This is a genomic window from Marinobacterium aestuarii (genome assembly GCF_001651805.1).
In the GTDB taxonomy this organism is placed as follows: domain Bacteria; phylum Pseudomonadota; class Gammaproteobacteria; order Pseudomonadales; family Balneatricaceae; genus Marinobacterium_A; species Marinobacterium_A aestuarii.
The window spans coordinates 3,893,776-3,906,521 of the sequence record NZ_CP015839.1; the positions used below are offsets into that span (position 1 = coordinate 3,893,776).

The window sequence follows — 12,746 nt, forward strand, 5'->3', positions numbered from 1 at the left end:
GACTGAAAAACTTTGTACACATTTAACCGGCTTAATAGAGCCCTGACCGCAACCCATCGATATAAAGGCCGAGGCGCACGGATGTCATCCTTGTTGAATAACCCCGCCATACAAAGCTCACTGCTGCCCCTGCTGCTGGCCCTGGGCTTGAGCGGGCTGATCCGCCTGGCATTCGGCCCCCACGCCGGCGCCCGGCTTGCCAGCGCCGCCATTGCCATTGGTTTTCTTGCCAGCCTGCTGCTTATCCAGATACCGGTGTTTCCACCGCGCTCGGCATCGCAAAAGCTGCCCTACCTGGTCGCACTGGCACTGGTACTGGGACTCGTTATCGACGCTCTGAATCTGCGCGGCCGCCTCCGGCAGGGAATCGGCTTTGTGCTCTCCCTCATTGCCCTGGGCTGGTTGCTGGGCAGCCGCATCGAGCGCATCGACCTGGCAGGCTGGGTTCTGATACTGCTGCTGATCGCCGTCGCCCTGCTCGCCACCCTGCGCAGCAGCGCGACCCGGGAACGCCTTGATGGCGGCATCATGCTGCTCTTTGCCAGCGGCGGCGTCGGCGCCATCAGCCTGATCGGCGCCTCGGCATCCATCGCTCAAACCGGCTTTGCCATGATGGCGGCCTGCGGCGGCTTCCTGCTGTGGAACTGGCCCCGGGTTCGCTTTCCCCTGGGGGCCAGCGGCCATTATGTACTGATCACCGCACTGACAGCCCTCTGTGCTCAGCTGCTGTTTTTCACCAAGGCCAGCGGCTGGGCCCTGCTGCTGCTGACCCCCTTGCTACTGATCGACCTGCTGCAGGCCCGATTGCCGGGCCTGCGCAATGTCACCCAGCCCGGACCCCGGGCTCTGTGTCTGGCCACGCTTGGCGCCCTGATCTGCGCGCTGGCCATTGCCGTGGCACTGCTGCTGAGCGCCGACAGCGCCTCAGGTTACTATTGACCTGGCGGACAAATAGGCTCCCTCCCTATTTGTCCGTCACGCCATAAAAACGGGCGCAGGTGCGCGGACATGCTGGTTTTTCTGGCGTTCGCATTGGCCTGCGGCCAATGATGAAGCATCCCTGCTTCATGTAGTAACCCTCCGGGTTACTAATTCCACTTTGCTTTATGCAGTACAAAACCAACAACCGAAAGGAACTGACCATGACCCTGAAATCCCTGCTCACCGCCAGCGTTATTGCCGCCACCCTGTCCAGTGGTGCAGCCTTGGCTGCGCCTGCCAACTACAAGATCGACATGGCTCACACCAGTGCCGTGTTCAACATCAACCACCTGGGCTTTTCCACCATGTTCGGCCGCTTCGGCAAGCTGGACGGCACCCTGATGCTGGACGCCGACAATATCGAAAACTCCAGCATCAAGATGGTCATCGACACTGAATCGGTTACCACCTTCCATGAGAAGCGTGACGAGCACCTGCGCTCGCCGGACTTTTTCAATGCTGCCGAATTCTCTGAAATGACGTTCGAAAGCAGCAAGATCACCAAGACCGGTGACAATACCGCCACCCTTGAAGGTGATCTGACCCTGCTGGGCGTTACCAAGCCGGTGGTACTGGACATGACCATCAACAAGATTGGCCCGCACCCCTTCACCAAGGCACCGATGGCCGGTTTCTCCGCCAGCGGCACCATCAAGCGCAGCGACTTCGGCATGGGCTACGGCCTGCCCGCCATCGGCGATGAAGTGTCCCTGCACCTGGATCTTGAAGCCGCACCCGAGTAAGCGGATAAGTGACGGCGGCACCAGAGCGGTGTCGCCGGCGCGCAGCTCGATTAAAGCACGTACAAGGCTGCGCGAATCAGCCGGCCTTGCCCGTGTTTTGCTGCATGCTCATCTGAACAATGATGTTGTTCAGCTGACGAATGCCCCGGGCCATTTCCCGCGACAGGTTCAGCAACAGCAGGCCGAAAGCTTCGGGCTCGCTGATGTGCAATTCGAGAAACTGATCGGACGATATTTCCGCCACCAGGGTTTCCTCAGCCGCGACCGCCGTTCCGACCCTGTCATGCAAGCCAATCATGGCGACAAAACCCAGCTCTTCGCCTCTAATATGGTGGCGCGAAAAAGCGTACTGATCCTCGGCGCAGATATACATCGCCAGCTTGCCGCTAATCACCACAAAGAAGCTGTAGACCCGATCACCGGCCCGGTACAGCACCTCCCCCTTGTCGAGCTGCCGCACCTTACCTTCTGTCAGCAGGCGTTGCACCGTACTGTCCGGCAAGGCGCCGAATGTAGACATCTCCCTGAAATGACTCGCTCCCAATGAATGCCAGAGTGCCTGGCCATCTATGGTTTTCATGCGACAACCTGTTACCACTTGCGAAGACCGATTGGCGACAGCGCCGCCGACCCACTAACATCCCGCTCCCGCCTTAAGCGTAGAGCATTCGCCCGCCGACAGCATTGATCACTGTGATCAGCCCCAGCAGCAGATTAATGCCCACAAAGAGCCGAATCTTGTTGAGCTGCACGCCCGCCTGCGGCCAGTCGGACGCGCCCACTGCCTTTTTCAGGCGCTGATAGGGGGCAAAATACAGATGCAGGAAGAGCGCCACCATCAGGTACCCAGTGGCAAGCATGACGTGTACATGCATCCCCACCGCGGCCATGCCGCCCATCAGTCCGATCATCCAGTGGCCGGTAACGAGCAGCGTGACTATTGCACCCCAGACCCAGGCGAAGAAGCGGCTGAACAGATGGCACCAGAGCGTCAGGCGCAGTGGCGGTTCCAGCACTTTGGCAGCCACCGGGCGCAGGCACTGGTAGGCGAAAAACATGCCTCCCACCCAGATAACGGCAGCAAGCAGATGCAGACTAATGGCCAGAGGCATGGGAGAAAATCCTGTTCGGTTAATAGACCGCCGATGGAAGCACAGAAAGCGGTCGCAGTGAAGCGACATAACGCCTTAGAAGCAGGAAGTCTGGAAGTAGTTAGTCGGGTCACTCGCTCATCACCGTGCCTGGTACGACAGGCAGGCACTGCGCTAACCCTCATATTGCAGGAGAAATGAAGGACAAACAGGCAGGACGCCTGTTTGTCCTTCAGTGTTGCCGACTTAAATTAGTGAATCACCAGAAAAAACACACCACCGCCCCGCTCGACCTGCAACAGTACGGGATCGTCACTTTTCTGCAGCGCCTGGGCGATATCCTGCTCCGAGGCGACCTTGACCCGGTTAACGCTCAGCAGGATATCATTGGCACGCAGGCCATTGGCCGCCGCCATTGAGTCCGGCGCCAGCGCCTTGATCTGCACACCGGGCCCCTGGGGGTTGGGCTGCAGCGTCAGGTTCTGCAGCAGCGGATGCCCAGCTTTGAGCGCCCAGTCCGCCGACTCACCGACATCCACCTCAAGCATCAGGATTCTGCCATCACGCAATACCTTCAATATCAGGGTTTCGCCAATATCGCTGAAAGCAATGCTGTTGCGCAGCTGACCGGTACTCGGCGTTGCCTGGCCATTAACGGCCATGATCAGGTCACCGGCTTCCAATCCTGCCTTGTCGGCTTCAGAATCCTTCTTCACATCGGTCACCAGCACGCCTTTCTGGCCATTGGGCAGTTTGAAGGCCTTTTGCAACGCAGGTGTCATGTCCTGAATCGCAACGCCGATCTGGCCCCGTTTGACCTCGCCGTGTTCCAGAATCTGCGCCGCACTGGCCTGGGCCATATTGACCGGAATGGCAAAACCGATACCCACGTTGCCGCCACCCGGGGCAATAATGGCCGTATTGATCCCCACCAGCTCGCCGCGCAGGTTCACCAGCGCACCGCCGGAGTTACCCGGATTGATCGAGGCATCGGTCTGGATAAAGTCTTCATAGCCCTCGATTCCAAGCCCACTGCGCCCCAGCGCACTGACAACACCGGTGGTAATGGTCTGGCCCAGACCAAAGGGATTGCCAATGGCCACCACGAAATCACCTACGCGCAGATTGTCCGAGTCCGCCAGTGACACAGCTGTGAGGGCGTCAGCTTGGATCTGCAGCACCGCGATATCCACCTCGGGATCGCCACCTACCAGCTGCGCCTCGAAGGTGCGGCCATCGACCAGCGAAACCTGAATTTCATCCGCGCCCTTGATGACATGGAAGTTGGTAACAATGGAGCCCTTGGCGGCATCAACGATAACACCGGAGCCAGCACTGGTCTGACGGCGCCGCGGGCGCGGCCGGGCCTGCTCATCGGGAATATTGAAAAAGCGCCGAAAGAATGGATCCTGCAGCAAGGGATTCTGCTGTTGCTCCTTGCTGGTATAGGTCGAGATGTTCACTACCGCCGGATTGACCTGCTCCAGCATGGGCGCCAGGGACGGCAGCTCGCGCCCCGAACCATCGGCCATCGGCAAGCCCGCCATGCTCAGGCTCGACAGGGTGCCAAGCACCAGAATCAGCATGTACCTGAATTTACGCGCCATTGTAGGGGTACTCCTGTGCATTAAAGTGTTCATACGTACTCTCGGGGCTATCGGTTCAGCGCCCGGTTTTCGGGATTTTTGTAGCGAATAAAACTGCCTATCTGATCGAAAGCATCCGCGACCGCAAGATCAATGGAGCCATTGTTCACGTAGACATCGCACTGCTTGCGCCCGGCGGAACGCATCGAAATATGGCACTGATACAGGTGCTTGGGACGCCCTCCATAAGGTACCTGATCCAGCACTATATCCACCCGGGTAATCTGCGGCGCCGCTGCGGCGAGCCGTTGCAGCCGGTGGCTGATCTGCTGTTTGGCGGGCGCATCGCTCACACCGTGACGAAAAAGAGTCGAAGTAATCATGCAATCCCCCGGGGGGCCACAGGCTGCAGACGTGCAGATGCCACCCCAAATAAATGGAATCAATAAAAATAACAATGCAGTTGTTAAACGCTCGAACGGGACACAAGAGAGGCAGGGGGGGCGCGGATCGACTGGAGACCACTGACCGATGAGCCATAGCCAAGCCGACATTGGAACCCAGGCTTAGCTGGCGGCAGATCAAGCAGGCTGGTTAATACAGCGGCGGCAAAAATACGATCCGCACCGCTGCAAGGCGCCGGATCAATAACCGCAGACAGCGTGCTGAAATCAGCATGGCTCGCCGGCAGCGCTTCATCATGAGCATGCTCGGATGCGGATGCGCCCAGCGAAAACAGCAGCAATGTCAGAGTATAGAATAATGCCTTCACGTCCGTTCCAGGCTCCGTACATCAGGTTAATTACCGGTGCAGTTTCAATAGATTGCACGAATCGCATTTAGTTCTGCGCCAAACAAACGAAAACTTGCCCGCGCAACTATGCGCTTCGCCCTGGCCGCCCCAAAAGCCGGGCGCCAGCCACAGAATTCTGCCGTTACTCCCCTATCGCTGCGGCAGTTAATCTTGCAGAACTCAGGCCTTTGGCTGCATTGCGCGATTAATCTCCGTATAGTGAAAAAAGTGTCTAGGGGAAATAATGCGATACAGGCTGATATACGTCAGCGAGCAACGTGCTCTGTCGACGTTATTGTCGGCATCTGCCAACACAGGGTGAAAACAAATATGGACGACAGAGTCAGGAATATAAAAACACCGGAAAAATGTGAAATATTTGCCAAGAACTGCGCCGACCGTGGCAGAGATGATTTGGCGATGGAAGCCAAGCAGCGGGCCGTGCAATTGCGGGCCGACGCCTACGACACCGAGTCGGAGGCAGAAAAAGAGGCCATCAGCGCCATCTATGCCTATGAAGAAGTCCTCAGCGCCAAAAACGGCAAGAAAACCCGCGCCTCCAGTACCTGGCAGCTGATCAAGCGCCACGGTATCATCAGCGCCGTTGACCGCGCCATCAACCGCCCGGCCGAGCCCGAAGGCTACATCAGCCTCGTCGACATGGGCCTGGAAGACTATGCGCTGGAAGCCGTGATCATCCGCTACCCGGAAACCTTCAGTGACGACGCCGTAAAGATATCCCAGGACAGAATCAAGCAGTGGACTGCCCCCTGATAAGCCCCGTTAGTTCCGCGAGCGCTGAGCCGACAGTATCAGCGCCCGCCCTTCCCTTTGCTCCCGCTGCGCCCTCTGCCCGGCTCCCTCAGCTCCAGCAGTGACTACACAGATCCGGACTCGCAACACGCCAAAGATCAGACGCAGTAAAGACACACCCGATAGGGACTTTTGTTCCGTTTCAGGGTAATTTGGCACTTGTTTACGCCATGGGGCCCTATGCCCCAAACCACTGGAGAGCCTTAATGATCAAACTAAAGGGAATTGTCGCAACGCTGGTGACTGTATCGGCACTTGGCAGCGGCGCTGTTATCGCAGAGGAAGTCGAGAAGGTCATTGAAGCCCGGCAATCATTTATGCAGCTGTACTCCTTTAACCTGGGTCTGGTCGGTGAAATGGCCAAGGGCAAGACCGAGTACGACGCCGAAATTGCCGCCAATGCCGCACAAAACCTGCTGGCGCTGGCGAAGATGAACACAGGCCCTATGTGGCCCCAGGGCAGCAGCAAGGCCGATACCGGGCTCGAAGAAGTGACCCGCGCCCTGCCGGAAATCTGGACCACCTACCCCAAAATAGCTGAGAAGCAGGACGACCTCACCACGGCGCTGGAAACCTTCGCCACAGTGGCGGGCAAGGACCTTGCCAGCCTCAGGGGTGGCATGAAGGCGGTCGGTGACGGCTGCAAGGGCTGCCACGAAGACTTCCGCGCCAAGAAAGAAGACAAGTAGCTCAGGATAAGCGCGCTGCTCAGGCGAGATGTCCAGGCCCCTTCCCTGGGTATCTTTGCCAGGCCTGACAACAGCCGCAAAATCACGACCAACATTCAGGACATCCCATGAAACTGTGCTTGAAAGTGGCCATGCTGGCCGCAACGGGCATTGCCGCCGGACTCTGGATGCTCAGCGCACCCGAGCCCGCCATCTCGGCCAAGGCCCTGGCCACAGGCGCTGTCGGTGATGCAGAGCGCGGCGCCGGCATCTTTCATATCGGTGGCTGTGCCTCCTGCCATATGCCGCCTGGCTACGAACAGCCGGATACCGACAGCGTTCCGCCGCTCAGTGGCGGCATGCGCTTCAGCACCGCCTTCGGCACCTTTGTCGCACCCAATATCACTCCAGACAAGACGACCGGTATCGGTACCTGGTCAGATACTGACTTTGCCACCGCCCTGCTAAAAGGCGTGTCACCCCAGGGGCAACACTACTATCCGGCCTTTCCCTACAGCTCCTACGGCCGCATGACCCTGCAGGATGTGGCCGATCTCAAGGCCTTTCTCGACGCTCAACCGGCCGTCAACCGGCCCAATGAGGTGCACGATCTCGATTTCCCGTTTTCCGTGCGCAGAGCCCTGGGACTCTGGAAGCAACTCTATCTGCGCGCAGGACCTGTGATCGACCTGAGCACTGCAGACCCTGAGTTGCTGCGCGGCCAGTATCTGGTCGAAGGCCCGGGACACTGCGGTGAATGTCATTCGCCACGCAGTGCTCTGGGTGGCACTGACTACAGCCGCTGGCTCGGTGGCGCCGCCAACCCGGATGGCGAGGGTAGCATTCCCGATATCAGCCCAGGCGGAGGAGACTTTGGCGACTGGGACAAGGCCGATATCGCCGAGTATCTGTCCTCCGGCTTTACCCCCGACTACGACGTGGTCGGCAGTTCCATGGCCAAGGTGGTGGAGAATACGGCGAGGCTTGCAGCCAGCGACCGGCATGCCATTGCGGCCTACCTCAAGGCGATTCCGGCCGTTGCTGCAAAACAGGATGACTAATGGGCCGGCAAGCATGTAACTGAGTGCTACGCTTTGCGGGTAGCTGTGTTGCAACAGGTTCCCGCAAAATGACTGATCATGAATGATCGCCTGAGATTTATGTTCAACCGCATCAGCGAGCGCCTCTGGGTCAAGCCGCTGCTCAGTTGCGTGCTGTCGATCCTCTGGGTCTTCGTCGCCAAGATGGCCGACTACACGGGCCTTGCGGCCATAGTGCCGAGCATTACACCGGATTCGATCGAAACACTGCTCAGCATTATTTCCTCCAGCATGCTGGTCATCGCCACCTTCGCCGTTGCCTCCATGGTGTCGGCCTACGCCTCGGCCAGCAGTACCGCCACGCCACGTACCTTTGCCCTGGTGATCGCGGACGACAGGTCCCAGAACGCACTCTCCGCCTTTATCAGTGCCTTTATCTTCAGCATCGTCGCCCTCATTGCCCTGCAAAATGGCTACTACGGCAAGACGGGCTATTTTGCCCTCTTCATTCTGACCCTGCTGGTGTTTGCCATCGTTATCATCACCTTCGTGCGCTGGGTGGACTCCATCGCCCGCCTGGGTCGTTTGGGCAGCACCGTACACAAGGCAGAAAAGGCCGCCGCCACGGCACTGCAACGCCGTCGCTGCTCCCCTACCCTCAGAGGCATTGCGGTGACGCCGCTTGAGCCAGGCGCACAAGCGGTGTTCAGCGAACACATTGGTTATGTGCAGATTGTAGATCTGGCTGCCCTACAGGCGCTGGCTGAAAAGTCACGTCTGCATATCAGCCTGACCTGCCTTCCCGGCAGCTTTATAGGCCCGGGCAGGCCCCTGGCCCAGGTTGTACCAGATCCAGAATCCGGCACACTCCCGCCAGACAGCGCTGCCGAGCCCTGGGACGGCGCTGAAATTGCCGCCGCCTTTCGCGTTCAGGCCGAACGCACCTTCGATGAAGACCCTCGCTTTGGCCTGATCGTACTGGCTGAAATCGCCAGCCGGGCGCTGTCGCCGGCGGTGAATGATCCCGGGACCGCCATCGATGTAATCGGCTCGCTGGTGCGGCTGTTTGCGCTCTGGGCTACGCCTGTCGGCGATGACGAGCGCTGCAGCACCCTGTACGACCGGATCGGCGTACCGACACTCGCACTGCAGGATCTGTTCGACGATGCCTTCGACCCGATTGCCCGCGATGGCGCCGCCAACCTGGAAGTGGCCATACGACTGCAAAAAGCCTTTGAAAGCCTCGCCACCACCGGTCACGCTGAAATGCAGCGGATCAGTCTGGAGCATGCCCGCCGCGCGCTGGCGCGCGCCGAACAGGAGTTGCGCTTCGAGCCGGACCGGCTGCGCCTGCGCCAACTGGCGGACAGACTGAGCAGCGGCTAGACCTTTGGCCCACTCCTCAGGCGTCTTCGGCCTCTGCCACCCGCTGTGCTTGCTGCTGCAGCCGATACATGGAGCCGTACAGGCCGTCGGGGAGAGCCAGCAGTTCAGTGTGAGTACCCGCTTCTGCGATCTCGCCGTGGGACAGCACCAGAATACGGTCAGCCTGGCGGATGGTAGACAATCGATGCGCCACCACCATCAGCGTGACCTTGCCATGCAGCTCGCTCAGCGCCTGCTGCACCACCTGCTCGGTTTCGCTGTCGACGTTGGCCGTGGCTTCATCGAGCAGCAGAATACGCGGCGATGCAGCCAGCGCCCGGGCAATAATCAGCTGCTGGCGCTGGCCGGTCGACAGGCGCGTGCCCCGCTCACCCAGCAGGGTCTCATAGCCATCCGGCATGGACACAATCAGACTGTGCAGATGTGCCTGGCGCGCCGCATTTTCGACCGCCGACTGACCCAGACCCCGCCCCATGTCGATGTTGTCGTAGAGACTGGCCGCCAGTACAAAGGGCTCCTGTGGAATCAGGCCTATGCCTGAGCGCAGAGCCTCGTGGCCCAGCTGCGACAGACGCTGATCGTCCAGACGTATCTCGCCGCCGCTGGGGCTGTAGAAATTCAGCAGCAGGTTCAGCAGCGTACTCTTGCCGCTGCCGGTATGCCCCACCACGGCGAAGAATCCACCCGCCGGCACCTCGATTGAAAGCCGTTTCAGCACCGGTTTGCCCGGCTGATACTGGAAATCCAGCTGGCGCACGCTGATGGCACCGGCACTGATCCGTGCATCACCGGCCGAGTATTGCTGCTCGCCCTCCTGAATCAGCTGATGCACGCGGCTGCCCGCAACCATGGCCTGCTGATAGAGATTAAAGCGCTGGGTGATTTCGGCCAGGGGCTCGGTGAAGCGACTCAGGTAATTGAGGAAGGCGTAGAGCACGCCAATTTCCGCCACACCGGCGACCTGCTGCAGACCAAAGCCCCAGACCACCGCCACCAGCACCAGTACGCTGAGCAGATCGATGGCCGGGCGCAGCAGGAAAGCTCCGGCCCGCACGGTGCGCATGCGGGCCTGGTAGTACTGGCTGTTCAGGCCCTCGAACTGGGCACTGAAACGCTGCTGCTGATTGCTGGCCTGAATTACCCCCATGCCAGCGATGGACTCGCTAATACTGGCGTTAATCTCGGAGCGGAGCTGGCGCGTTTGCCCCACAGCCGCGCCACTGAGACGCTGATAGACGTAAATCACCGCCACCACCGCTGGCACCAGGGTCAGTGCAATCAGCATCAGCTGCACATTGAGCAGCCCCATGGCGACTATGATGCCCGCCAGCAGAATCAGGTTGGTCAGCACCACCGACAGGAACTGCACATACAGGTCCTTGATCGCCTCGGTATCGTTGGTGATGCGGCTGACCAGCTGACCGGTCATGGCGCGGTCGTAGAAGGCCATGGGCAGGCGCAGCACATGGGCGAATACCCGCTCGCGAATATCCAAAACAGCCCCAAGCGCCATGTCGCAAAAGCGCAGCGTTTGCTGATAGCGCAGCCAGGCGGCCGAGATCTGAGTCAGCAGATAGACCAGCAGCAGGGTCAGTAGCGCCCGCAGCTCGAAATTTTCCACCAGCAGGTGATCGTCAATAAATATTTTAAGCAAAATCGGGCCGGCCACATCCGCCGCCGTGGCCAGCAGCAACAGGAGCAGCGCCTTGATCAGCAGCGGCTTGTCCCGCACCACATACTCACTCAGCAGGCGAAAGGCGCCGCGCTTGTCTGCAGGCTGCTCGGACTGCTCGGATTTAGTATCGGCGGTCATAGCGTTAGCTCCTGATCCCTGGCTTCCAGTGACGCCTCGAGTTGCTGATAAGCCTGCATGCGGCTGTACCAGCCGTCTGCCGCCTGCAGGGCGGCATGATTGCCACGCTCCAGCACAAGGCCGTGGGACAGCACCATAATTTCGTCGGCATGCTGTACCGCAGATAATCGGTGGCTGATGATAATGCAGCTCTGGGCACCGATATTGCGCCGCAGATGCCCCAGGATATGCCGCTCGGTATGCACATCTACCGCCGAGAGCGCATCGTCCAGCACCAGTACCGGCGCCTGGGTCAGCAGCGCCCGGGCTATCGCCAGACGCTGACGCTGCCCACCCGAGAGAGTCACGCCACGCTCGCCCACCGGGGTATCGTAACCGTGCTCAAAGCCCATGATATCCTCGTGCACCGCCGCGATGCGGGCAGCGGCTTCGATGTCCGCCCGACAGGCATCGGGCCTGGCCAGGGCAATGTTTTGCGCGATGCTGATACTGAACAGGAAAGCATCCTGGGGCACATAGGCGAAAGTGCCCCGCACCGCCGCCAGCTGCAATTCCCTGATGCCAACGCCGCCCAACTCAATAGCCCCCTGCTGCGCATCCCAGTAGCGCATCAGCAGCTGAATCAGCGTGCTCTTGCCGGCGCCGGTCGGGCCTACAATCCCGAGCACCCGCCCCTGGGGCAGGTTCAGGTCGATCTGCCCCAGCGCAGGCGTCGGGCTATCGGGGTAGCTGAAGGTCAGCCCGCGCAGGCGAATATCCGCCCCCGCTGGCTGCGAGGTGCCACTGGCATCGATGCTGTCCGGGCGCTGCAGCAGGCTGTCTACCCGCTTGAAGGCGGCACTGCCACGCTCGACAATGTTCAGCAGCCAGCCAAAGGCAAACATCGGCCAGATCAGCTGCCCCAGATACATGATAAAGCTGGCCAGGGCGCCGACCGTCAGCGCCTGCTGCACAATCAGCCAGGCGCCAAAGCCCACGCTCAGCGCCAGCGCCGCCGCCATGCAGAGGAAGATCACCGGCTCGAACAGCGCCTCGCTGCGCGCCACCTTGAAGTTGCTTGCCGCGGCTTCTTCGGCGATGGTGCAAAAAGCACTGGTTTCAACCCTTTCACGCCCCATGGCCTTGACCAGCCGAATGCCGGCCAGGGCTTCCTGGGTGCGATCATTAAGGCGGGAAAACTGCTCCAGCGCCTGCTGAAAATGACGGTGCACGGCGCTGGAGATGCGATAGAACGCCAGCGCCATAAAGGGAAACGGAATCAGCGCCACCAGTGCCAGACGCCAGTCGATAACGACAAACATCATCAGCAGCACCAGCAACAGCGTCAGCAGGCCATCAAAGCCCGACAGCACGCCCTCGCCCGCCGCAAGCTCGATGGCATCGATATCGTTGGTGGCGCGGGCCATCAGATCGCCGGTGTTGTGGACGTTGTAGAACGCCTGCCCCTGACGTGTCAGGCGCTGATAGAAGCGCGCCCGCAGCAGATTGCCCAACCGATAGGAGGTGCCAAACAGAATAAGCCGCCAGCCCATGCGCAGCAGATAGACCGCCAACCCCAGCCCGCACAGCGCCAGCAGATAATGCGCGCCCGGTGTGGTGTTGTCGGTGTCGGCCGGCGCCTGCAGCAGCGCATCGATGGCGCGGCCGATCAGCCAGGGCACGCTCATGTTCAGCACAGCCACACCCGCCAGCATCAGCAGCGCCAGGCTGTAGGTGCGCCAGTGTTCACGAAAAAACCAGCCAAGCTGAAAAAATAACGCCATGGGAAAAACCGGTCTCGGAGCAGGGTTGACAGTCGATAACGAAAGGTCGCCAGCATAACCCGAAGCCGC

13 protein-coding genes are annotated in these 12,746 nt (G+C 60.0%); 6 read left to right on the forward strand and 7 right to left on the reverse strand.

The window, feature by feature from the left end; translation table 11 throughout:
* Positions 1–81: 81 nt before the first annotated feature.
* Both A8C75_RS16960 and A8C75_RS16965 read left to right on the forward strand, forming a co-directional pair.
* A complete protein-coding gene (locus A8C75_RS16960; protein WP_067385141.1) occupies positions 82–939 on the forward strand; it encodes an MraY family glycosyltransferase in 858 nt (285 codons plus the stop codon).
* A gap of 203 nt (positions 940–1,142) precedes the next feature.
* Positions 1,143–1,724 carry a YceI family protein gene (locus tag A8C75_RS16965; RefSeq protein WP_067387468.1) on the forward strand — a complete coding sequence of 194 codons (582 nt, stop codon included), beginning with the start codon at positions 1,143–1,145 and terminating at the stop codon, positions 1,722–1,724.
* A gap of 76 nt (positions 1,725–1,800) precedes the next feature.
* Here the strand turns inward: A8C75_RS16965 and A8C75_RS16970 are convergent, their stop codons facing one another.
* From A8C75_RS16970 to A8C75_RS23675, 5 genes are all read right to left on the reverse strand, one after another.
* Complete coding sequence (locus A8C75_RS16970; RefSeq protein ID WP_067385144.1) at positions 1,801–2,304, reverse strand: Crp/Fnr family transcriptional regulator; 504 nt, start codon at positions 2,302–2,304, stop codon at positions 1,801–1,803.
* A gap of 73 nt (positions 2,305–2,377) precedes the next feature.
* Complete coding sequence (locus tag A8C75_RS16975) at positions 2,378–2,836, reverse strand: CopD family protein (RefSeq protein WP_067385147.1); 459 nt, start codon at positions 2,834–2,836, stop codon at positions 2,378–2,380.
* Positions 2,837–3,066: 230 nt separating this feature from the next.
* Entirely contained in the window at positions 3,067–4,422 is a 1,356-nt protein-coding gene (locus A8C75_RS16980; protein WP_067385150.1) for a Do family serine endopeptidase, read from the reverse strand.
* Between the two features lie 47 nt (positions 4,423–4,469).
* The gene (locus A8C75_RS16985) at positions 4,470–4,784 is read right to left on the reverse strand and encodes a hypothetical protein (RefSeq protein ID WP_067385153.1); all 315 of its coding nucleotides are present in this window, start codon (positions 4,782–4,784) and stop codon (positions 4,470–4,472) included.
* An 83-nt stretch (positions 4,785–4,867) separates the two neighbouring features.
* Positions 4,868–5,173, reverse strand: a complete 306-nt coding sequence (locus tag A8C75_RS23675) for a hypothetical protein (RefSeq protein WP_157890318.1) — start codon at positions 5,171–5,173, stop codon at positions 4,868–4,870.
* Between the two features lie 351 nt (positions 5,174–5,524).
* Here A8C75_RS23675 and A8C75_RS16990 point away from each other — a divergent pair, with 351 nt between their 5' ends.
* The 4 genes from A8C75_RS16990 to A8C75_RS17005 all read left to right on the forward strand — a co-directional run bounded on the left by A8C75_RS16990 (position 5,525) and on the right by A8C75_RS17005 (position 9,101).
* A complete protein-coding gene (locus A8C75_RS16990; protein ID WP_067385156.1) occupies positions 5,525–5,968 on the forward strand; it encodes a hypothetical protein in 444 nt (147 codons plus the stop codon).
* Between the two features lie 245 nt (positions 5,969–6,213).
* Positions 6,214–6,696: a c-type cytochrome gene (locus tag A8C75_RS16995; RefSeq protein ID WP_067385159.1), complete on the forward strand. Its 483-nt coding sequence runs from the start codon at positions 6,214–6,216 to the stop codon at positions 6,694–6,696.
* Between the two features lie 107 nt (positions 6,697–6,803).
* Positions 6,804–7,736, forward strand: a complete 933-nt coding sequence (locus A8C75_RS17000; RefSeq protein ID WP_067385161.1) for a c-type cytochrome — start codon at positions 6,804–6,806, stop codon at positions 7,734–7,736.
* 78 nt (positions 7,737–7,814) lie between these two features.
* A complete protein-coding gene (locus A8C75_RS17005; RefSeq protein WP_067385163.1) occupies positions 7,815–9,101 on the forward strand; it encodes a DUF2254 domain-containing protein in 1,287 nt (428 codons plus the stop codon).
* 16 nt (positions 9,102–9,117) lie between these two features.
* On the opposite strand, the gene A8C75_RS17010 is transcribed toward A8C75_RS17005, so the two are convergent.
* Together A8C75_RS17010 and A8C75_RS17015 are read right to left on the reverse strand one after the other, a co-directional pair.
* A complete protein-coding gene (locus A8C75_RS17010) occupies positions 9,118–10,914 on the reverse strand; it encodes an ABC transporter transmembrane domain-containing protein (RefSeq protein ID WP_067385166.1) in 1,797 nt (598 codons plus the stop codon).
* Positions 10,911–12,677, reverse strand: coding sequence for an ABC transporter transmembrane domain-containing protein (locus A8C75_RS17015; RefSeq protein WP_067385169.1), 1,767 nt, complete (start codon positions 12,675–12,677; stop codon positions 10,911–10,913). Before A8C75_RS17015 ends, A8C75_RS17010 begins: the two co-directional genes overlap by 4 nt.
* Between the last annotated feature and the right edge of the window lie 69 nt (positions 12,678–12,746).